Origin of the sequence: Ktedonobacter racemifer DSM 44963, assembly GCF_000178855.1 — a bacterium.
Classification (GTDB): domain Bacteria; phylum Chloroflexota; class Ktedonobacteria; order Ktedonobacterales; family Ktedonobacteraceae; genus Ktedonobacter; species Ktedonobacter racemifer.
Genome location: NZ_ADVG01000004.1, coordinates 2,481,684 through 2,503,308 on the forward strand (window position 1 = coordinate 2,481,684; position 21,625 = coordinate 2,503,308).

The window sequence follows — 21,625 nt, forward strand, 5'->3', positions numbered from 1 at the left end:
AGCTTTTGCATGTGCACCCCATGCAAAAAGACAGAGAGAGGCTGAGCACCCCATGAAGCGAGCCCGCGACCCCAACGTTTCTCCTCGAAGTGCCCCTGCACGTGGACTGGAGCCAGGAGCAGCGCTTGCGCGCTCACTTGGAGGCTGCTCGGCAGCTGTATAACGCGCTGCTTGGAGAAGCCAACAAGCGACTCAGGCGGATGCGTAACGATCCTGCCTGGAGCAAAGCCTGTGCCATTCCTCGTACTCACAGGCAAGAACGAACTCAGGCGTTTTCTCATGTGTGTACAAAGCATCACTTTTCGGAGTACGCCCTGCATGAGTACGCGAAACGTGCTCGTGCCTCCTGGATCGCTGATCACATTGACAGTACTATGGCCCAAACACTGGCAAGCCGGGCGTATCACGCGGTAGAGTAGCGTCTGTGTGGGCAAAGCCAAACGAGTCCGCTTTCGCAGTCAAGGGCGCGGCATCGATAGCGTCGAGGGCAAGCGCAACGATGTTGGCCTGCGCTTTCTCCTTGACCCAGGTGTGGGCGATGGAGGCTTTCTCCTCTGGAATACAGAAGTGATCCCGGCGATCATCGACTGGCGTGATCCTGTTGTCCAGCATGGTCTGCACCACCCCATCAAGTATGTGCGCCTGGTCCGCCGCAAAGCCTCCTCTCCACGAGCACAGGGCGCTGACCATGACGGCAACCGCTATGTCGTGCAACTGGTCGCGAGAGGGTCATGCGTTCGTCAAGCCCAAGCACATGGAGGGAAGAACCGATACGATTGGTTTGGATATTGGCCCCTCCACACTGGCGATTGTCCCGCGCGATGGCGACGCCGATCTTGTGGCGTTCTGTGAGGGGCTGGTTCCTGATGCTCAACAAAAGCGACGCTTGCAACGCAGGATGGAACGACAGCGCCGTGCAAACAATCCAGGAAACTACGACGAGATGGGATGCATCAAGAAACAGGGCAAAGCACGCTTGCCCTGGAAAGAGAGCAAGAGGTATCAAGCAACCTGGAGACAGCATGCCAACCTGGAGCGCAGACTCGCCGCGCACCGCAAAAGTCTCCATGGCAACCTCGCGCATCGCATTGCCCAGGTGGGGAATACCATCACCATCGAAAAAACCTCGTTTAAAGGATGGCAGAAGCAGTATGGCAAGAGTATCGGACTTCGCGCCCCAGGGCTGTTTCTAGCGCATTTGGCCCGCGTAGTTGCAAAAACTGGCGGCACCCTGAGCGAAGTCTCTGCTTTCAAGACCAAACTGAGTCAGTATTGTCATCACTGTGGGCGGTATGTGAAGAAACCAAGATCACAACGCTGGCACCACTGCCCTTGCGGCTTAGGGCGGGTGCAACGCGATTTGTACTCGGCCTTTTTGCTGGCCCACCTGGAACCGGAACACACCATCCCCTCTGTCACCCAGCACGTCTGGGAAGGTGCGGAGCCGCGCCTGCGAGCCGTGATGGAGGGGCTGCAACAACGTGCGAATGAGGGGCAAGTGCTGCCCCGAAGCATGGGCGTGGTGGCTTCTGGGAAAGCTGTCCGTGCCGGAGCGCGTCGGCTCGAAAGTCCTGCTTATCCCCACCAAGAGCCTTGTTCTCCGTCAGGTGAGCAAGGAAACGGTGGGTGAGCAACAGGAACCCCCGCGCATTCATGCCTGTCACTTCCACACAAGTGTTGGCGTGCTGAAAAGAAAAGCAAGAACAAGCGAAGGAGGAAGGCTCATGGAACAAGAACCTTTGCAGCATGCTGACACATGGGCCGTCCAGACCTTCGGAGCAGCAGAACTGAGAGATCCGCGTCGTACTGATCGTTTGATCAAGATCGCGAACGCCCTGGCAGAGAACCCATCAGCCTCCTTGCCTCACGACGCGAGAGACCTGGGGAGAAACGCAGGGGGGATATCGTTTCTTGAGCAACCCTGCATTCGGGTATGAAGATCTCTTGCTCCCCCACTGGAGCCAAACCTACCACGCGGCGACCCAATGTTCTCGTACGCTCCTGTTGGCTGACACGACCGAGTTTGACTTCACAATCCATAACGCTCTCAAAGGACGGGGACCAGTGGGCAACAGCCGAGAAGATATCGGTTTCAGTTTGCACACCGTGCTCGCGATGGACCCCCAAACGCAGGCGATCTTGGGATGCATGATGCTCTCACCTTTCATTCGTCAGCTTGCCCCCATTGGGGAGACAAAGGCTGAGCGCAAAAAACGGGAGCGAGAATCGCAGGTCTGGGAACAGAGTATCCGACAGATCGGGCGGGTTCCTCAGCACCACCAATGGGTCTACGTGAGCGATAGCAACAGCGATGTGTACACGTTTTGGCAAACATGTGAGGATCTTGGGTACGACTTTGTGTTGCGAGTGGCCCAGGATCGCAACGTGGAGGTTTCTCAAGAGGATGTGCAAGCCGAGCTTGACGCGCGTGCATCTGGGGACCCTGGCTCGTGCCCTTCCTGGCATGGATGCTCATCTGGTGAGTATTGCTGCCCAGCAGGCGCGAGCCCAGGCGAGAAGCACGCTTACAGATCAATTTCCAAAAGGTACGCGTCCAGCCGCCTCTGCACGGAGCGTGTTTACGCAAAATGGAGATTGTTGCCTGGGTGATACGGGTTTGGGAAGCCCAGCCGCTTGAAGGACAAGAGCCGTTGGAATGGATCGCGGTTTTCCACGCTTCCGATCACTTGCCCAAGTGAGGCATGGGAGGTGGTGCAATGGTATGGCTGGCGCTGGTTCCTGGAGGATGCGCCACAAAGCCCTCAAAACGGGCTGTCGGATGGAACATCACAACGTGCAAAGCATGGAGGCTCAGTGGAAATTACTCGCGGTGCTGACTCCCATTGCCTTGCGTTTGTTGATCATTCGGCACACGGCACAGCAAGCGGGAAACATGCCAGCGACCGACGTGGTCTCGCAAAAAGTCATCCAGGTCATCGTCTTCTTGGATCGACGTCACCGCAGCATCACTACCGCCCAAGAAGTGTGGCACGCCATTGCACGCCTGGGAGGCTATCTCGACCGCAAGAGCGATGGTCCCCCTGGATGGCAGACGTTATGGAAAGGATGGATGCGGGTGATGGACGTCTTGGAGGGCGTTCATCTCGCCGCTCTTCTCCATCCTTCATGACTTGTGTATAAGTGACAGGCATTCATGCCGGGGAGGTTTCAGTAAATGCTCGATGCGCCGTCTCTCACCAGGAGGAAGCTTGTATCGATGTCTTCAAAACGGCAAGCCGATCGAGGAAAACTTGCCGCTGTTCTGAATGTGGAGTTGGTTCTCCCACAGCCTTGTGAGGATGGAGATAGTTCCGTACGACCAGGAGAACCACATCAGTGGGGTATTCCAGAAAGTTGAACAGCGTTCCTGTCCGCTCGTTGAAGGTTTGCTTGCAAGCTGAACAGCGGAAGGTTCGATAGCCAAGCGCAGTTTTCTTGGTTTGTTCCTTGGTGGTACCTGAAGCGCAGTGTGGGCAGTTCATGAATGCCTCCTCATCAGATGATCGTATGCTCTTAGCATACCTCACTCACGATCTCCTGGCCAAGCCTTCTTCTGAATTCTGATAGAACCCGTTCATCCTCTCAAGGCAAAACTCTATATTATTGGCAATCCCTTGATAGGCTAGCACTTCGAGAAGTACTCAGCTGAGGCAGGACTCTATGTTCCGATTCGGGTGCAGGTGTATGAAAATGCACGAGGAAACACCTGTCTCAGTTATGATCGGCCATCCTCTTTGCTGCACGTATGCGCGGTGACGGGGGAAGAGTTTGTGTAGACCGCAGCGGACCTGGATCAAAAAGTTGCGTACCTCGTCCAGAAAGCAGCCTCTCAGATCGGGTAGCCTCACGGCTACCCGATCACTACAAAACTCACGCGTCTTCCCGCGGATCTTCCAGTTCCCCTGCGCGTACGGTGGGGAGCCGAATAAAGCATGGATCTCCCACCCGATTCTACTCCTTTGCGGGCACGAGCAGCACTTTGCCTTGGCGGCCAGGGGCCTCTGCTCTTTTGACGGCGGCACCAATTTCGTCGAGGGAGAATGGACGCGCAGCAGAGGTCACGAGAATGCCCTCACGCATCAGCGTGACGATGTCCTGGACCAGCTGACGTTGTGCGGTCTCATTAAGCCTGGGAAACCAGTAGCCGAAGAAGAACACTTCCAGGATGCGCCGGCCTGCCAGAATGAAACGTGGGTCGGCTCCGACACGGATCGGCTCTCCGGTGAGGGAACCATAGATCAGCATTCTGCCTTCCTCGCCCAGCGCCTGGTACATCTGGGTTCCTGTTTCTCCGACCACCGGATCAATGGCGTACTGGACGCCCTGTGGACCAACAATCCGGCGCACTTGCTCGTCAATCGACCCCTCGGTGGACACGATGACGGCGTCGGCCCCCAGGCGTTGCAGTTCCGCTGCCGCTTCGCGCCGACGGACCACGTTGATGGTGCGAATGCCATCGTGTTTGGCCAGGCGGATGATCATGCGTCCCAGTTCGGAGCTGGCCGCGGATTGAAGCAACCATTCGCCAGCAGGGATGGCCAGCACGTGACGAAGCATGAGCATGGCGGTCGCTGGGTTGATGATGAAACAGGCGGCTTGCTCATCGGGAAGATCGTCGGGTACCGTAAGCAGAGCATGTGCGGGCATCGCGGCATAGTCAGCCCAGTTGCCCCCCTTCTCATTGAAAAACGCAACCCGCTGTCCAGGGACAGGACGCTGCACCTGTGGCCCGAGAGCATCCACCATGCCAACCCCTTCAAATCCGACGGGTGAGGGAAACTGTGGTTGAATAGCTGTCTCGAGCCCTCGCACAAACAACAGGTCCGAGGGGTTGACAGGACTGGCCAGGATACGCACGCGCACTTCCCCCTTTCCAGGTTCTGGGAGAGGACACTCCTGAACCATTAGCACCTGGGCAGGCTCCCCATACTGCCCGAAGCGAATCGCTTTCATCTTTTCCCTCTCCTTTCTTCTGCCAAATTGTGTCTTTTCGCACCCCTCTTACTGGGTTACAGCGGCGAGGAGCGCTTCCAACTTCTGCTCCACCACCCGCGCCACCTGGGTGATCTCCTCGCGCTGGTACTGGGCCAGCAGGGAGACAAAGTTGTCGTAGACCACGAAGGTCTTGCCTGCCTCATCCTCGTACACGACGAAGTGCAGGGGCGCATATAAGGCCATTTCTGGCAGGAGTCTACTCATGCGCGGGTGCTCTGGCGGGTAACACTAGGGCACCGATTGCGCACAGGATCGTGCCGCGTATCATGAAACCCGCGTCGCTTTCAGCTTGGCTGTGTTCGCCTGGAGTTCAGCGAAGCGCTTGCGGCTCGGATCGGTACCAGCTAACTTGCCGATCTCGACTGCGGAAGAGGTGCGTCCGCCTACCCCCCAGCTGCCCTCCGGGATCTCGATGATCAAAGAGTAGAGTCGTGCCAGGTACGTGGGCGAAACTCGCACGCCATCTTGCTCCATCACTGAGCCATCGTCGCCGAGCACGGTGACAAACGCCTTTTTAATCGCGTCCTGCACGGCGTCGCGTCGCGCCTGGTCGAAGAAGCCTGCGGCGACTATTGTCTCAACCAGCCAGAATGTGTCCCGTGGATGCTTCGGCTTATCCACGGGTGTCCCACCGATAAAGCTATTGTGATCGGCAATCTCGTTGAACATGAGCGCCGTGATATCCCTGCCAACATCGGTCACGGGATCGATCTCCTGGCCCATGACTCCATCGGTGAGGAGCGGGGCGAGCTGCGCTTTTTGCTCAGCCGTAAGCGCGTTTGCGGGGCAGCTGACACGGATAACAGGCATGATTGGTCTCCTTTCTAAGAAGCTCAGTGCTACGTAAGCTTTTTTAACCATTTGCACGAAGAGCACACTCGCACCCCTTCGCACGCGCTCTCACGTATCGACTCCCAGCGCATAGCGGCGCGGGGCAGGATGCTCGGCGCCGCCATGCACTGGGAGTTTGTGAGTCAACAAGCTCCCTGCCATTGCCGAGGGTCGTTTCAGACAAAGACGGTTACTTATCTGTAGCACTGGGCCTTCTCCTGGTGAAGGGTTGGTTCCCTCGTTTCAATGGTGGATTCAGAAGACACGTTGAATTTTAGCACCCTTTGTCACGTTCTTCCCCTGATCGAAACGTTTCCCCTGGAACGTGCCAGCGAAGCGTATGATCGTATGATGTCAAATCAAGTGCGTTTTAGAGCGGTTTTGGCTATCCAGTAGAAATAAGGCCGTCGGGGCAAAGCGGACATCCTCTGAGCGCGAGTGTAAGACTATCCATTCACGCTCGGGGGGACACCACTATTGCACAGACGGTTTATCCCCAGTTGAATAATGACCAAAAATCGGGTTGAATGTTGGGTAAGATCCTGGTCTGGCATTTCTGTCCGAACATTCGGCCCAAATTTTGCTCAACATGGCTCGTCTCCTCTCTCGTGAATTTACAACCATCGAGGGACGGAAGCTGCTTCTGGAGCAGTTCCTCAATCGGTCCATGGCTGTGCTGCTTGTGACAACGACGGACATGAAGCGTCAGACGATACATCCCTTTGAGCGTCGTCACGGTCTGCTGAGTATGATAGGCAACACACATGGCTTGGCTACACCCGATGCATTGCATACGTTGCGGTGCTCTTAGCGGTAGCGCCGCTCTGACTCCTGAATAGGATAATCATTCCCACTCATATCGCGCCGCCGCATGAGTCCCTCTTCATCAAATTCCCAATGTTCATTCCCGTGTGTCCGCATCCATTGTCCCGTGTCGGCATCACGCCATTCGTACTCGAAACGTACCGAGATGCGGTTGTCGGTGTAACACCACAATTCTTTCATCAGGCGATAGTCCAATTCTTTGGCCCATTTGCGGCGGAGAAAGGCTTTGATCGCCTCTCGACCTGTCAAGAACTCCGTCCGGTTGCGCCATTGAGAATCAGGGGTGTACGCCAGCGCGACCCGCTCCGGGTCACGACTATTCCAAGCATCCTCGGCAGCTTTGACTTTCAGAAGAGCCGTTTCTCTGGTGAAAGGCGGTTTGAGTGATGATGGTTTGACTTCCCCCTGATCAGTTTCCACCTGGCCTCGCTCCACGCTGAATCGATAGGTGTCGCCTTGCAGGAGGTAGTGCACACTCGTGGTGAGGGAAGCTCTCGTCGCAGCTGCCTTAAAATCGTCCAACCCCGACAGAAAGACGGAGAAGTCGTTAAAGTGGATCGGGATAGCAACACGGGGATGGATGATCTCCACGGCCTGAACACCTTGTTCCCCGCTCATCGTGACCAGTACCCCCAGGAGCGTCGTACCACCGATATGGAAGAGTCCCAGATCGATCTCAGGGTAGCGCCTTGGAATGTCGTGAAGATGATCATAGAGAAGCGTATCCCCCGAAATATAAAGGCGGAACAGAGGCTTGCCCCGGGTGCTGAACTCCAACATGCTGCCCATCACTGGAGGCAGGAGTTGGATAAGGTGGTCAGGAGCGTGCTTTGCGGGCATCGCTGTCACGAGGAGCTGGGCATCGCCTTTACTGATCAGTTGCGCTTCCCAGGTGTTTAACGTGTGGAGATTCGTAAATCCCAATTTAGCGAGTTGTTCCGCCGCGTGCTCGTTTGTGACAATGGGAATCTGCTTGTCTAGCTCCCTCGCGGCCACCTCATCAAAGTGATCGCCGTGATAGTGAGAGAGGACGATCAGGTCAAGTGGCGGTAGGTCCTGGGGAGAGCAAGCCGGTTCGATCTCACGTCGCGTATATACGCCGTGACCAAGTGGTGTGTAGTCTCCTTTATGTAAAAAGGCGGGATCGGTGAGAAGAGTGAATCCAGCATATGTGATCAGGGTGGTGGCATTCCCGATGAAGTATAATTCACCAGCCCCAGTGCTGACAACTCTTGAAGCTGGTAGTTTGATTGGCGTGATATGAGCCATAGTTGGTTCTCCTCTGCTGTCTATGCGTGATTCCATCCAGGTCTCGACAAAGGGTGCTGGAAAGCGAAAGATCTCTGATACCCTGGCTTCCAGAAAGATAGATCATCAACAGGACTCTGACTCACTAGATCGAGCAAGTTCAAAGCAAGCTCCTGCCCACTTTTGGGTACCGATACACCGATGCGTTTTTCTACACGATTCTCTGAGCCCTACCTCTGAATCCAACCTCATTGAGAAACGCTCCATTGCCACAAAGTAAACAGAAGTCGGATAACGTTTGCATCGACACCCTGACAGCATGGGCCAGCTTCTGTTCAGCCTGCTCTCCTCACCTTGGTAGTATGCTTGCTTTCGCACCTTCCCGAATGATCGCGCGAGAGATAGAATGTTGGCATATCATCGGGCCTACGACTGGTGCCAGCCCCTTTTTCGATATGTACCTCTTCGTCTACCCGCGTACCACCAGCATCGTGGATGCCCGTTTGGAGGCTTGGCCAGGAAGCTAACGCATGCCCAGCAACCATGCCTGTTTCCACGAGAAACCAGGAGCCATGACAGATCGAGCCCACTGGCTTGTTGGTCGCGAAGAAATCGCGCACGAACTGCATGGTATCTGTGTTGATGCGCGCTGTCGGTCAGGATTACATGTTCCTCCGGGGCGTACCGGTGCTTCGTAATGCGCTACCGATGCCTTCGGAAGGGTCTTATCGACAGAGAAGGTGTCCGCCGGATGGATGTCTTTGTTGGTCGCCTGGATCTGCCCAGATTTGATCGAGATCAACTCCGGTTATCCCCAACTTCTTTGATGGTATTCCAGGGGGACCAGTTCGACCCGCTCAATACCGTCGGTTGCTAGAAACGCAATCTTTCCCCTGGAGTTCGCTGGCCATTTTTCTTCTCTTTCTCTTTTTTCCGAGAAAACACCTTCTCTGCGAGCTTACCCCAACTGAACATGACCCATTGAGCATTGACGATAACTCGACTTCGGGGAGGTCCTTCTTGGCTTCGTCCAGATCCGGCAATGAAGTATGTGTGCCCTCTAAGTCATACGCAAGCAGTGTGGCTGAAGGTGTCGTCACTTTGCAAAGCATCAGCAATGACACGTTTCAGCATCCGAGAAAGAAACTCATCGCTTCATAGTTACCATCCTGAGTTCAGAAGCTGCTCAATCGAGAGCGTTCAGGCGTGCAAGATTCGCTTGGGTGTACTCCAGTTGATCGCAGAGAACCCGCAAACTGACTGATCGTCCGACTATTGCTCGCCCACTGCTCCCGCTCTGCTTGGCAAAGGCCACCAGTTTCTTTTTGGGGAGAGCATCCAACTGATTCAATTTCTCTTGCCAGATCTGCCAACCTTCCCTGGCATGAGCGAGCATAGCCGTTTTACCATCTTGACCAGGTCGTCAGGAGATAGTAGAAGGAGATCTGTACTAGTTTGCTGAGAGGTCATTGATCTCTTAGCGCACTCCTTCTACTATCCGTTCGCTTTTGAACATGACGTGTCATATTCACCTCGTCTCATCCTCTAATGATCGTCCTCGAATAAGATTTTTCCACGGCGATTCAGCTTTCTCGTCTGCTACAGGCTCTGACGTTTTATCTTCCCACGATCTCAACGAACGTGCCGTCATTGGGTCTGCGTCATATTGTGGAAAACGCTCATGCCTGGCATCTTGATCGCCAAAGGCAGTACGCTCCATCGATGCGTTCCTTCCCCCTATGGTGTCACGCACTGGATCCAACTCGTGTATGATGCCTTTCTGTCTCTTTTCGCTCTCTTCCTTTGCATGTGTTTCTTGCAGATCAGACACTTTTTGTCGCTTCAGTGCCTCATCTTGCGCTCTAACCGCCCCCTGCATCTGCTGCCGTTTTAGTTGTGCTCCGGCTTGCCTGGCCTCATACTCTCGCTTTTCCTCCTCACGTTCAGATGCCACTTTTTTCGCTCTCTTTCGCAGATGCACTGGAGACATTTTCGGATCATCCTTCATTGCCGCCCGTTGTCTCTCCGTCGTCTTCCCTCTTGTGAATGCGCTCTCTCGATGAAACAAGTAGTGCGACAACATTGGATCTGATGCTCCCTGAGGTGCCTCCTCTACCATTCTGGTGAAGTTCTGCATCTCCTTTTCAGTACGGTTTGAAAATGGCTATTTATTCCCAACCATTCTGCCATTCTCCCCACGATACCCATCGGAGGGTCATGGTGGATGAAGACATCTACTACTGTCTGCTCAGTTCCTAAAGGCGTAAACTTGATCGTACCTCTATTCTGCATTCCCTTTATCGATCTCCAGCCTACCTGCCGCTCAGGAATCCAGTTCTCATTCACAGCATCCCACACTTGTTTTCCTGCTACCTGTACAACCCAATGACTCTGTTGAGTGTCATAGTACGTCACCCCCCGAACAGAATGCATATACTTGGGAAAATCATGAAAATGGGTAAAGAACGCATAGGCATTCTTTACTGATGTAGGTACGAGTACCGTCACATGATGCTCACCCATCATTTCCTCCCTCTCACGTTACCAACACAATAATGAGCTGTCCAAAGGAGCAGGCCCGGGCCCGTTTTGGTGCCATACGCGTGCTCTGCTACAGGGCGTATCCCTTCACACTTCCAGCTTTTAGAGCTTATCCGAAAACTGTGGTTGGTACAATGAAAAGAAAACCAAGCGAGGTGAAACAAGCATATGGCTCGAACCCATCCATGGAAAGTCAGCGATGAATTGTGGGAACACGTCTGTCCTCTGATTCCTGTTCGCCTTCCTCACCCCAAGGGAGGACGACCAGCCGCCGATGATCGAGCGATGTTTGAAGCCATCGTCTATATTCTGCGAACGGGCATTCAATGGAATGCCTTGCCCCGTGAAATGGGTGCCAGTTCTACCGTCTATGACCGGTTCCGTCAATGGGAAGCGGAAGCGCGTCTTCGCTCGCCTGTGGAAAGCAGGTCTGCACCTCTACGACGAGTTGCAAGGCATTGGCTGGGACTGGCAGAGCCTGGATAGCTCGACGAGCAAAGCCCCTTTTGCCCAAGCCGCGGTCGGACCCGCTCCCACCGATCGCGGCAAGCAGGGAACCCGCGCGGAGCATTCTCTGTGATCGCCGAGGTCTGCCCTTGGCATTGGTCATTGATGGGGCCAATCGCCATGATATGAAACTGGTCGCTGCGACGTTGGAGCATCACGCGATTGCACGCCCTGAACCCACCATTGAGCATCCCCAGCATCTGTGCCTGGATGCTGGCTATGACTATGATGTCATCTACAGCCTGCTCTATGAGGAGGGGTATGAGCCGCATATTCGCCTTAATCGCCATAACCATGCGTGGTATTGGCAAGCGCTTTCGCAACAAGGAGAGACCCAGGAGCCTGCCAACGCTCTGGAAACGACCAAAGTCCCCAGGCGCTGGGTGGTCGAGCGCCTTTTCTCCTGGCTCAATCGCTGGCGTCGAATCATCATTCGTTGGGAAAAGCTGGACCGCACCTATGATGCCTTCCTGCGTTTGGCCTGTGCTCTCATGTGTTTCCATCATTGTGAACGTCTCTCAGTTTTCGGATAAGTTCTTAGACATGTAGAGGGATACGAGTCAGATACCCTAGTATGTATCTCCTTTTTATATCTCCTCTTTCTCTGTCCCAGTATACCTCGTGGAAAAATCACCTGTCAATACATTTTGATGGTAATTTTTAACCTATTTAGCTCTTGAAAAGCCACCGTCATATATGTTATACTGGTGATCATATTCAAGAAGGAGGATCGGGATGACAACTCTGCATGAAGAGCAGAGCAAGGCGGCGCCGGGATCGCTGGCTGTGGTGCAAGCGCTCGTGAATACCCAGTATGGACAAGGGAGACGTGCGCACACGGAACTGACGAGTCCAGACCAGCTTCACGCCTGGCTGGTTGAGCATTGTCTGTTGGCCGATGGCGCACCGGTCACACAAGGAGATTTTCGTCGTGTGTTACAGCTGCGCGAGGCGCTACGCAGCCTCTTGCGTGCGAACCATGAGACAGCCATGCTTGCGTCGCACATCGACGTCTTCAATCGCCTTGCCAGCGACGCCCCGCTCACGGTTCTCTTGCACGCCGACGGATTACCCACCCTCGAACCGGATATTGCCGGCGTGGATGGAGCGCTTGCCCATCTCGTCGGGATGGTGTTTACCTCCATGACGGACGGCACCTGGGGCAGGCTGAAAGTGTGCCGCAATGAGCGGTGCCAGAAGGCGTTCTACGATACGTCCAAGAATCGCTCGGGGGCGTGGTGTTCGATGGCCGGGTGCGGGAGTCGTCTGAAGGCGAGCGCGTATCGACACCGGCGCACCGCACACACCGAGGAATGACGAGAAAAGAGCGCCACAAGTGGTGACAACCCTCAGAAGGCTGTTGACAAGAACCGTGAGATCTGCCTTTTGCTTTGGGAAAGGGCAAGCCGCCGCTCGCGGAGCCCACGGGTTGTGCAACGATTTTTCCCTCACCAGCAATCTGGCTTGAGAGTGTCCTTTCTTGTTCTCTCGTTTTCAGAAGGCGGAGGCCTTTCCAACCTCTTGCCCAAAACAAGCGGGAGAATTGAACGGGCCAGCGAAGCTGCTTGAGCCACATGCACATCTCGTTGCGCAATCCGTGGGCCTTGGGGGCAATAGAGCGCCATGCCTCTTCAGGCATCTAGCGCCTGAAGAGGCAAAAGTATTCCATACTACGCCATTCTTGATGGCCATGCCTGGCTTCGAGATCACCGAAATCTCACCATGGCAAGAAGGCGGGGAGCTCTGGCGCGGGTTGCGCGCGCGGTTTCCAGACGCAATCGCCAGCCATAGCAAAAAACAGGACTTCTACTTCGGCGACGATTTCCTCCTGCGCCGGCACGACTACCACTTCGATGTGGCGGGCGGAGTTCCGGTGGCGCATTATGTCTACGACTGTGTGGAGGCGGGTGGGTTTCGCTTTCCGACCAAGCGCTGTGCGTAGGTGCGTGGGCCAGGTCTGAAACCGATTCGCGACCTGCTGCTGATCTCGCTCGATCTGGCTGGCTCTCACTTTCTCAAGCCAGGCGTCGAGCTGTTCTCCCGTGCGAGTGCGCAGCAGAGAAGCAAACGGTAGTGTCAGAACTGAGAACACAGAAAGCTTACCAGGGTCCAGAGAATGCTTCTTACTGCTCATCTCTCGCTATGAGGCTGCTTGTATCAATGCCTTCAAGGCGACAAGTTTTTGGAGAAAAACACGTCGTTGTTCTGGGAGTGAGATCGGTTCTCCCATGGCGCGACGCGAACGGAGGTAGTTGCGTAATTCGTCAAAAGCACAACAGAAACGTGCCGCCGCTTCAAATGTTCCAAAGCCACGCATGGGATAGTAGCGCTGTTTGATCCCTCGATGGTCTTGTTCCAGGCGATTATTGAGGTATTTGTTGGTCCGATGCTGAACAGGGGTGCCCATGGTCTCGCTTATCGCCCTGGGATAGGAACGATGCCCATCCGATTCTGGGGTATGGCCAACCACAGCGACTACCTGCTGGAAAAACCGCTGAGCTGCCTCCATATTCCGTTTTTCACTCAACATGGAGTCAACCAGATGACCATCGTGGTCGATGGCTCGATAGAGATAACACCACTTCCCATGCACTTTGAGATACGTTTCATCTACATGCCAAGACTTCCCAGCTTGTCCACGTCGCCTGGCTCGCAAGTGATCTGCCATCAATGGAGCAAATCGTGCTTCCCAATCACGTATGGCTTCATGAGTGAACGGAAAACCTCGCGCCAAAAACATTTCCGCGATGTCTCGCAGACTGAGTTTATAGCGTAGTCGTCACAAGACCGCGAGCAGGACAATGTCTGTCGGGAATTCAAGATAATTGAAAGGAGTACCAGTTCGCTCGTTGAACGTACGTTGACAGTGAGGGCAAAAGAGCGTGGCGTAACCCAGTTTCGTTTTCTTCGCTCGTTTCGTGGTGGTTGTCATAGCACAATGTGGGCAGTTCATCAGTCAACATTCCCCATTCTCTCCTGTTTTTACAAGATCAGCAGACCAAAAGTCTGACTTTTTTGCCAAGGGGTTGTCTGAGTTCTGACAGAACCGGTGATGGCGGTGCCATCTGTGCTCACACGGATCTCGCAGCCATCACCGATTCAGATGACGTGCGTAGCGTCCTTGCCACGCTCAGACATCCCTCCTTTTGGGAAGGGTCACCGTAAAGATCGATCCTTTTCCGACTTCGCTTTCCACCGTGATGGTTCCCCCGTGACGCTTGATGATTTCCGCGACAATATAGAGTCCCATTCCCAGTCCGGGGATCGCCTTTTGCTTGGGACCAGTGGCCCGATAGAAGCGCTCAAAGATTTTGTCGCGCTGCTCTCGCGGGATGCCGAGGCCATAATCGCGGACACGGATCGTGACCGTCTCAGGGGAGGCGCTCATGTCTATCTCAACTGTCTCTGCGCCTGGAGAATACTTGATGGCATTGCTGATCAGGTTGGTGAAGATCTGTCCGAGCCGGTCTTTGTCTCCCACGAGTGAGCGTGGTGCGGCACCTCGCACCACAATGGTATGCGTCGTCTGTATCTGCTGCATGGTATCGGCCACCTCATGGAGCAACGCGTCAAGATCGACCGTCTCCTGCAGATACTCCAACCGACCCGCCTGGATCTTGGAGACATCCAGTAACTCTCCGATCAGGCGTTCAAGTCGCTTGACGGGCCCCTCTACCTTGGCAAGCGCTGTAGCAGCTTCGTGATGGGATTGCCTTTCCAGTCGTTTTCGCACCAGTTGGGTCTGCATCTTTAAGGCGGCGAGCGGGTTCCTCAGTTCATGGCTGGCCATGCTGATAAAGTCATCTTTGCGTTGTTCCAGTTCTTTGCGGGCCGAATTATCCAGCACAAAAGCGATTCCTTGGAACGGGTGATGCTGTAAGACGACGGCACCCACAAGCACAGGAAGACGACTGCCATCTTTACACACGTACTCTTTCTCATAGGGTATTATTGACTGCTGAGTGGCAAGTTCCTCATAGGCCTGCTGGGTACGAGCCAGATATTCTGGAGGCGTCATGTGCCTCCAGCTCATGCGCCTTTCACGCAGGTCTTCGCCTGTATAGCCGGTCATACGCAGAAAGGTGTCGTTCGCGTCTACAACCTGTTCATCTTCGGCGACAAAGATCCCGATAATGCTGGAGTTCATCAGGACGCTCGCTCGTTTCTGGCTCTGGCGTAAGGCTTCCTCCGTCCGTTTCTGCTCGTCGATATCGGTGCACGTACCAAACCACTTGACGATCTGGCCGGTTTCATCACGGACTGGCACCCCGCGCGTTAAGAACCAGCGATACGCTCCCGTCTGGCTGTTTCTGAGACGCTCTTCGTGCTCATACATTGCTCCCGTTTCCTGGGCATGCTGCGAGAGCGCTCGTGCGCCTTCACGATCATCGGGATGGATGAACTGGAGATAGGCCCATAGGTCGCTTTGTGTTTGCTCTACCGTGAACCCGGTGTAATCACGCCAGCGCTGGTTCACATACTCGTGCTGGCCGTCGGATCGTGCCACCATCACCAACTGTGGCACCGTTTCGGCCAGCACGCGCCAGTTCTCCTCGCTTTCTTTGAGCTGCTGCTCGATGCGTTTCTGGTCCTCGATATCGGTGCTGGTGCCAAACCATTTGAGGATCTGGCCGGTTTCATCGCGCACCGGCATGGCGCGGGCTAAGAACCAGCGATAGTTCCCTGTGTTGCCCTCCCTGAGACGATATTTGATCTCATAGGCTTCACCCGTTTCGAGCAAGTGACGTCGAAGAGCCAGCGTTCGCTCAGCATCATCCGGGTGCAAAAATTGGCTCCACCCATAGCCCAATAATTGCTCGGGAGAAGCACCTATGTAGTCATAATAGCGCTGATTACAGTAGTCAAGGCGGCCATCTGGTTGAATGGTCCACACCAGTTGCGGCACCGTTTCGGCCAGCACGCGCCAGTTCTCCTCGCTTTCTTTGAGCTGCTGCTCGATGCGTTTTTGGTCCTCGATATCGGTGCTGGTGCCAAACCATTTGAGGATCTGGCCTGCCCCATCGCGCACCGGCATGGCGCGGGCTAAGAACCAGCGATAGGCTCCGGTCTGGCTATTTCTGAAACGCTCTTCGTGCTCATACATTGCTCCCGTCTCCAGGGCATGCAGCCAGAGGGCTCGGGTGCCTTCCCGATCATCGGGATGGATGAACGAGAGAGGAGCCCATCGGTCGCTTTGCATGTGCTCAACCGTAACCCCCATGTAGTCACACCAGCGCTGGTTCACATACTCGTGCTGGCCATTTGGGCGCGTCGTCCACACCATCTGCGGCACCGTTTCGGCCAGCACGCGCCAGTTCTCCTCACTGGCTTTGATTCTCTGTTCAGCCTGTTTCTGCTCATCGATGTCAGTGCTGGTGCCAAAATATTTCAGGATCGTGCCCTGCGCATCTTTGAACGGCGCTCCTCTGGCAAGAAACCAACGATAGTCTCCGGTGGTGCTATTGCGCAGGCGCTGTTCCCCTTCATAGGGTCTGCCTGCCTGGACGGCGCTCTGCCACCCCGCCAGGACGCGTTGCTGGTCATCGGGGTGGATGGCCTGGAGCCAGCCGTCCCCCTGGTATTGTTGGGAGGTCATGCCGGTATACTCACACCAGCGTGGGTTCGCGTATTCAGCAGAACCATCGGGGTGCATGATCCAGACAAATTGGGGGATGGCATCAACCAGGACACGGATGTCGTCTTCGATCTGCTTTTTCTCATGAATATCGGTGCAGGTGCCAAACCACTTGAGGATCTGGCCTGCTTCATCGCGTACCGGGAGCGCACGAGCTAAGAACCAGCGATAGCCCCCCGTTTTGCCATTCTTGAGACGATATTCGATCTCGAAGGGTTCACCTGTTTCAAGCGCATGACGCCAGAGCGTCAGCGTGTGCTGATAATCGTCGGGGTGGATGGCCTGGAGCCAGCCGTCCCCCTGGTATTGTTCAAAGGACATGTTGGTATAGTCACACCAGCGTTGGTTGCCGTATTCACTCGAGCCATCGGGGCCCAGGATCCAGACCAACTGGGGGATGGCATCGATTAGGGCACGCAGTTCTGCTTCGGCCCGCTTTTTGTCATGAATATCGGTGCAGGTACCAACATATTTGAGGATCGTACCCTGCGCATCGGTGTAGGGTGTTGCTTGCATCAGGAACCAGCGATACTCCCCGGTCGTGCCATGGCGCAGGCGCTGTTCCGTTTCATATGGCTCGCCGGTCTCGACGGCGCGCTGCCACACCTCCAGGACGCGTTGCCGGTCCTCCGGATGTGTACACTGCATCCATCCATCCCCCTGGGCCTCTTCGGTGGTCAGGCCCGTATAATCGCGCCAGCGTTGATTATACGAGTCGACGTAGCCGTCCGGTCGCCCGGTCCAGACCAACTGGGGGATGGCATCGATCAAGGCATGGATGTCTCTTTCGGCTCGCTTGCGCGCGGTGATGTCGATGCCGGCGATGACGAGATATTCGATGTGGTGATCCGCATTCAGGTGGGGGGTGATCACGCTCTCAAAGGAAAGGAGCATCCCTTCCCTCGGGCGAACCAGGGCCTCGAAACACACCGTTTCTCCTGCGTTGGCTCGCGCGATGGCTGCGCGCAGCTGCTCTTGACTGGCAGGAGCAAAGGACCACCAGGGGGTCTCGGCCAGCGGTTTGCCAATCACTTCCTCGCGTCGAACCTGCGCGTCGTCTAACGGGACCGCATTGATGTCCAACACGATCCCCTCGGGCGTCAAGATCCCGATCCTGGTATGAAGGCCATCCAGGTCATCGATGCAGAGGCGCTCGCCCTGGGGAAACGTCTCCTGGCGTGGTGTTGGTGTTGGTGCTCTCATCTGGTGGAATTGCAATGTGAGTCCCTCAACGGTCGGAGTGAGTTGCGCGCGCAGCCAGTTCCGGGTCATAGGAGACCAATACTCCACTTCGGTTGGTTCCTGGGTTTGCCTGGTCTTGCGCATGGCCTGATAGAGTGAGGGGCTCAGCAGTTGGGGAGCCCCGTGCCAGAAGGAGTTTCCCAGTAATGCTTCTCGTGATGATCCGGTCATGGTCTGCGCGCTCGTATTCACATACTTAATCGTCTCGGCATCATTGACGAGAAACAACGCATCAGGAAGCGTCTTTAACATGTGGAGGAGCGTCTCACTCGACGCAGGAGTAAGACGTTCTGTTCGCTTTGTCTTGGACATACGGATGGTACCTCTCCCTTTCACGTACCCCCATCCCTGAGAACGAAGACGCATTCCTGCTCGAATCGAAAGCACGTCTAGTGAAATAATGTGATATCTGTGAGAAACAAGCAAACTGGACTGGACTCCAGTACCAGACTTCGAAGGAACACGAGCATGAGCAACCACGAGAGGCGCTCATGCAGCCTCGCAGAACGCTCAAGAAGCAGAGCATCCTCGAAATGTGAGGAACAGTGCTGAGAACGCTGCTCCTTTTGCTTCTTCTCTTAGAGAAAACCTTTCTTTCGAGCGTCAGTGGTGGCTTCGGGTTGTTGGTCGTTCAGTTCTTTCTCACGGGCCTGGGTATGACGAACAAGGAAGACGCGAGAAACATCCAGGGCGGCTCTTAATGTCGAGTTGTGGCCAGGTGCGCGCGATGCCCCCAATTTCCAAGGTGTCGATGGAAGAAGCGACATGGGGAGCGGCATTGCCAGGATGACGAATGCCGATTCCCATGTTTCGCACCGATTTCTCACGTTTCACCTTAAAATCGGTCGAAGTTTCAGCTTCATTTTACCATTTTTTCCCTATCACACAAAGTGCGGGAGAGCCCAAGAATCCCCGCTAAGCCTGGCTTAACGGGGATTCTTGTACGGAAAAATGTTACGACCCTGACACAGCTTTGGTGAAGAAGTGCATCGTCCCTTCGTTTATGACCTGAAAAATATCTTGAGTCATCTGTCTTTTCGACTTCGTGTGCGCTTCCTGACTCCATTTGACAGCTGCTCCAAAAATTCCCCAACTCACGATCTGGGCGACTGTTTCAGCCGGTACCTGCCAGCGTTTGTTTTCAGCGTCTCGTCTGAGCCAGGTCAACACTAACGTATACAATTCCTCTTGAGTGGTGTGTTCAAAGATGGGGCCAGTGTTTTGCGCTGGCTGACAATGGCCGTAGAACACGTCAAAATAGTCGAGCACGGCCTCAATCAGCAGGAAGAGCGTTTGTGGTTTCCAGGAGGAAGTCGAAGGAAGTTTGCTTGCCATTGCCTGTTGAAACTGCTCACGAAAGAGGATAGTCAGGAGTTCATATTTATCCGTAAAGTGAGCATAAAAGGTACTGCGGTTGACCATTGCCCGCTCAGTAATGTCTTGAATACTGGCTGCCGAAAATCCTTTCTTTTGCAGCACTTCCCGTGACGCGTTTATTAACATTTCCCTTGTACGTCGAACTCGCAAATCATTTCCCTTGTGCTGCATCGCCATTATTCCTGGTACATATCTCCTTCTCTTCTGTCTACCACAGATGATCGATGAGTTGTCCCTTTTTTTCTAGAATCGTAAACAGGCCTTGGAGGAAGGAGTAAACTGTACAGAAAGAGGTGCATCAGGAGAAAACGTAGATGAGAGGAAGAAGAGTTGCCCGTCCCCAGGCAGAGCAGCAGGTCCGTTTAGAGCCACACGAGGAGCATTGTCGCTCGTGTGGAACATGGATGCCGGTGGCCTATCATGCGCATCGGAAGATCCTTACCGTCAAGGGGTTAGTCCAGTTACGCTTGGTCGTTCGTCGTTGTCCCAATCCAGCATGCCAGGCCTATAAACAGCCCTACCGACCAGAGGAAGAAGGCCGATGGGCGTTACCCCATGGAGAATGTGGTCTGGATCTGATCGCGTTGGTGGGCAGATTGCGCTATCGAGAACAGCGCTCAGCTCCCGAAATGCAGCGGATCTTGCAGGAGCGAGGACTGCGGGTCTGTGAACGGACCGTTGAGCATCTGATGCACCGCTACGAGGAATTGGTGACGCTGCATCTCTCCTGCCGGCAACGACTGCACACCCGTTTCTCCTCTCAAGGGCGAGTGATCCTGGCCATCGATGGGTTGCAACCCGATGTGGGCCATGAGGTCCTTTGGGTGATCCGGGAAGTGCTCACAGGGGAGATCGTGCTAGCTAGAGCGCTTCTCAGTTCAACCCAAGAAGATCTCTCCGGCCTGCTCACCGAGGTGAAAGAGATCCTTTCTGTCCCGGTTCATGGGATCATCTCCGATGGGCAGCTCTCCATTCGCCGGGCAGTTGCCAGTGTCTTCCCTGAGGTTCCTCATCAGCTCTGCCACTTTCATTACCTGCGTGAAGCGGGCAAACTCATCTTTGAGGCGGATCGGCACGCCAAAAAGGAACTGAAAAAGCAGGTTCGCGGTGTGCGGCCCATCGAACGAGCCGTGGAAAGCAGGACCGATGCTGAGGCGGAAGTGATTCACGAGTACGCTTTGGCGGTTCGAGCCAGCCTGACCGACGATGGCTTGCCACCGCTCTCGGCTTCTGGCTTACGTTTGCAGGAACGACTTCAAGCGATCCATGATTCACTTGAGCGAGTGGGAGAAAAAAGGGGCTTCCCAGCGCGCTTGAACGATTGAAGCGTGTGCTCAACAAAGGGCTGGGGGCCACCAAGGAGCCCTTTGAGGTCGTGCGTCCGCTCTTTACGCTGCTTTTCGAGGTGGCCCATGTCTTGAGTAACCAGCAACAGCACGAGGCAAAAGACGTGCACAAGCGCTTTGAGAACCATCTCATGCGGATGCAAGAGCAGGTCGGACAGTCGGAGGCTATGAGGCCGGCGCTCGTGCACTTCCTGAAAGTGACCGAAAGTTATGCCCCCCATCTCTTCTTCTGTTATCAGGTGGCGGGTCTGCCCAAAACCAACAACGATCTGGAGCAGGCCTTTGGCAAGGTCCGAGCTGGTGAGCGCCGAGCCACGGGACGCAAAGGAGCCATCCCTGGACTGGTGGTGCATGGACCAGTGCGGGTGACCGCGGCACTGGCGACACGCTTGCATTCGTTCAGCGCCGAGGAACTGATCCCATACGATCTGACCCGCTGGCAGCACGTGCGGTCAGGAATCTCCTCTCGGCAAGAGGCTCGTCGCAAGCAGTTTCGTTTTCGCAAAGATCCCACCGCCTATCTGGCTCGTTTGGAGGAACAACTTTCTAAGATGAGTTTACGATTCTAGTTTTTTTCAACACTTTTCCCCTTTTGTTGGTTAACACACAAAAGGGCGCCTTTGCTGATTGTCATTGCGTTCCTCAGCCAATAGAATTATAAACAACGGTTGTTTGTAAAGCAACCGCCCGCAATGAGAATACCGAGAAACGACTTTCATGCTACGCATACTCTGTCGTCCTGTCGTTTCTCGAGGGATGCACACTCTTTTCCAAGCAGAAAGGAAAAAACATGTCAAAAGTGTGGTTGATTACAGGAAGCTCTCTCGGCTTTGGTCGTACGCTTGCCGAAGCGGTCCTCGCACATGGAGATCAATTGGTAGCCACGGCACGCAACCCCCAACAGCTTGCAGACCTTAGAGCAAAATATGGCAAGGCCCGTGAGTACGATAGCTCTGGATGGAAAAAATCAGCGTAAGCACGTGAAGTAGTTGACGCTGCAGTCAATACATACGGACGTCTAGATGTTGTTGTCAATAACGCCGGGTACGGCAATCTAGTCCATAGAGGAGAAGAGAAT

Annotated in this window: 19 protein-coding genes and 5 pseudogenes; 9 read left to right on the plus strand and 15 right to left on the minus strand. The window is 54.7% G+C overall.

The features are described 5' to 3' along the window. Nucleotides 1-89 precede the first annotated feature (89 nt). From KRAC_RS68230 to KRAC_RS52735, 4 genes and pseudogenes are all read left to right on the plus strand, one after another. Nucleotides 90-1,630: pseudogene (locus tag KRAC_RS68230) on the plus strand (nuclease/transposase family protein). A gap of 94 nt (nt 1,631-1,724) precedes the next feature. Continuing rightward, nucleotides 1,725-1,937, plus strand: coding sequence for an IS4/Tn5 family transposase DNA-binding protein (locus tag KRAC_RS52725; RefSeq protein WP_040447536.1), 213 nt, complete (start codon nt 1,725-1,727; stop codon nt 1,935-1,937). Next, on the plus strand, nt 1,912-2,610 hold the full coding sequence (locus tag KRAC_RS52730) for a hypothetical protein (RefSeq protein WP_157508099.1): 699 nt from the start codon (nt 1,912-1,914) through the stop codon (nt 2,608-2,610). The genes KRAC_RS52725 and KRAC_RS52730 overlap by 26 nt, the downstream gene beginning before the upstream one ends. 112 nt (nt 2,611-2,722) lie before the next feature. Then, entirely contained in the window at nt 2,723-3,130 is a 408-nt protein-coding gene (locus tag KRAC_RS52735) for an IS4 family transposase (protein ID WP_040447534.1), read from the plus strand. Between the two features lie 184 nt (nt 3,131-3,314). Here KRAC_RS52735 and KRAC_RS73110 read toward each other — a convergent pair. From KRAC_RS73110 to KRAC_RS80485, 8 genes and pseudogenes are all read right to left on the minus strand, one after another. Continuing rightward, nucleotides 3,315-3,482, minus strand: a pseudogene (locus KRAC_RS73110) (IS6 family transposase); the annotation flags it as partial. A gap of 469 nt (nt 3,483-3,951) precedes the next feature. Further along, entirely contained in the window at nt 3,952-4,953 is a 1,002-nt protein-coding gene (locus tag KRAC_RS52745) for a zinc-dependent alcohol dehydrogenase family protein (RefSeq protein ID WP_007921280.1), read from the minus strand. A 48-nt stretch (nt 4,954-5,001) separates the two neighbouring features. Then, nucleotides 5,002-5,199, minus strand: coding sequence for a DUF302 domain-containing protein (locus tag KRAC_RS68240; protein WP_007921283.1), 198 nt, complete (start codon nt 5,197-5,199; stop codon nt 5,002-5,004). Nucleotides 5,200-5,259: 60 nt separating this feature from the next. Next, nucleotides 5,260-5,805 (minus strand): tautomerase family protein, encoded by a 546-nt coding sequence (locus KRAC_RS52750; RefSeq protein WP_007921285.1) that lies wholly within the window; start codon nt 5,803-5,805, stop codon nt 5,260-5,262. Between the two features lie 90 nt (nt 5,806-5,895). After that, nucleotides 5,896-6,033 (minus strand): hypothetical protein, encoded by a 138-nt coding sequence (locus tag KRAC_RS74220; RefSeq protein WP_169461057.1) that lies wholly within the window; start codon nt 6,031-6,033, stop codon nt 5,896-5,898. 283 nt (nt 6,034-6,316) lie between these two features. Beyond that, a complete protein-coding gene (locus KRAC_RS73115) occupies nt 6,317-6,619 on the minus strand; it encodes a hypothetical protein (RefSeq protein ID WP_007921287.1) in 303 nt (100 codons plus the stop codon). A gap of 14 nt (nt 6,620-6,633) precedes the next feature. Then, nucleotides 6,634-7,920: a DUF1348 family protein gene (locus KRAC_RS77555; RefSeq protein WP_007921289.1), complete on the minus strand. Its 1,287-nt coding sequence runs from the start codon at nt 7,918-7,920 to the stop codon at nt 6,634-6,636. Between the two features lie 314 nt (nt 7,921-8,234). Next, complete coding sequence (locus tag KRAC_RS80485; protein WP_420795883.1) at nt 8,235-8,489, minus strand: DJ-1/PfpI family protein; 255 nt, start codon at nt 8,487-8,489, stop codon at nt 8,235-8,237. On the opposite strand from KRAC_RS80485, the gene KRAC_RS77560 reads away from it, so the two are divergent. Then, nucleotides 8,430-8,597, plus strand: a complete 168-nt coding sequence (locus KRAC_RS77560) for a hypothetical protein (protein ID WP_244422564.1) — start codon at nt 8,430-8,432, stop codon at nt 8,595-8,597. The genes KRAC_RS80485 and KRAC_RS77560 overlap by 60 nt on opposite strands. A gap of 488 nt (nt 8,598-9,085) precedes the next feature. Here the strand turns inward: KRAC_RS77560 and KRAC_RS52770 are convergent, their stop codons facing one another. The 3 genes from KRAC_RS52770 to KRAC_RS52780 all read right to left on the minus strand — a co-directional run bounded on the left by KRAC_RS52770 (nt 9,086) and on the right by KRAC_RS52780 (nt 10,425). Further along, nucleotides 9,086-9,295, minus strand: a complete 210-nt coding sequence (locus tag KRAC_RS52770) for a hypothetical protein (RefSeq protein WP_040447579.1) — start codon at nt 9,293-9,295, stop codon at nt 9,086-9,088. A 132-nt stretch (nt 9,296-9,427) separates the two neighbouring features. Further along, nucleotides 9,428-9,853: a hypothetical protein gene (locus tag KRAC_RS52775; protein ID WP_157508101.1), complete on the minus strand. Its 426-nt coding sequence runs from the start codon at nt 9,851-9,853 to the stop codon at nt 9,428-9,430. A 158-nt stretch (nt 9,854-10,011) separates the two neighbouring features. Then, nucleotides 10,012-10,425, minus strand: a complete 414-nt coding sequence (locus tag KRAC_RS52780) for an SRPBCC family protein (protein ID WP_083815211.1) — start codon at nt 10,423-10,425, stop codon at nt 10,012-10,014. Between the two features lie 183 nt (nt 10,426-10,608). Between KRAC_RS52780 and KRAC_RS52785 the strand changes: the two are divergent. Both KRAC_RS52785 and KRAC_RS52790 read left to right on the plus strand, forming a co-directional pair. Beyond that, nucleotides 10,609-11,480, plus strand: a pseudogene (locus KRAC_RS52785) (IS5 family transposase). Between the two features lie 202 nt (nt 11,481-11,682). After that, on the plus strand, nt 11,683-12,264 hold the full coding sequence (locus tag KRAC_RS52790) for a CGNR zinc finger domain-containing protein (RefSeq protein WP_007921295.1): 582 nt from the start codon (nt 11,683-11,685) through the stop codon (nt 12,262-12,264). Between the two features lie 400 nt (nt 12,265-12,664). Here the strand turns inward: KRAC_RS52790 and KRAC_RS73120 are convergent, their stop codons facing one another. The 4 genes and pseudogenes from KRAC_RS73120 to KRAC_RS52810 form a co-directional block, all read right to left on the minus strand. Then, on the minus strand, nt 12,665-13,081 hold the full coding sequence (locus tag KRAC_RS73120) for a hypothetical protein (RefSeq protein ID WP_007921307.1): 417 nt from the start codon (nt 13,079-13,081) through the stop codon (nt 12,665-12,667). Nucleotides 13,082-13,087: 6 nt separating this feature from the next. Beyond that, nucleotides 13,088-13,900 (minus strand): annotated as a pseudogene (locus KRAC_RS52800) (IS6 family transposase). A gap of 177 nt (nt 13,901-14,077) precedes the next feature. After that, nucleotides 14,078-18,136 (minus strand): PAS domain S-box protein, encoded by a 4,059-nt coding sequence (locus tag KRAC_RS52805; protein ID WP_007921308.1) that lies wholly within the window; start codon nt 18,134-18,136, stop codon nt 14,078-14,080. Between the two features lie 642 nt (nt 18,137-18,778). After that, the gene (locus tag KRAC_RS52810; protein WP_007921311.1) at nt 18,779-19,372 is read right to left on the minus strand and encodes a TetR/AcrR family transcriptional regulator; all 594 of its coding nucleotides are present in this window, start codon (nt 19,370-19,372) and stop codon (nt 18,779-18,781) included. 233 nt (nt 19,373-19,605) lie between these two features. On the opposite strand from KRAC_RS52810, the gene KRAC_RS68250 reads away from it, so the two are divergent. Further along, nucleotides 19,606-21,116, plus strand: a protein-coding gene (locus KRAC_RS68250) for a transposase (protein ID WP_085954385.1) whose coding sequence is annotated in 2 segments (ribosomal slippage) — nt 19,606-20,488 and nt 20,488-21,116 — 1,512 coding nt in all. Because the reading frame shifts where the segments join, the coding sequence is not laid out codon by codon here. 221 nt (nt 21,117-21,337) lie between these two features. Then, nucleotides 21,338-21,604: pseudogene (locus tag KRAC_RS52825) on the plus strand (SDR family NAD(P)-dependent oxidoreductase); the annotation flags it as partial. Nucleotides 21,605-21,625 lie beyond the last annotated feature (21 nt).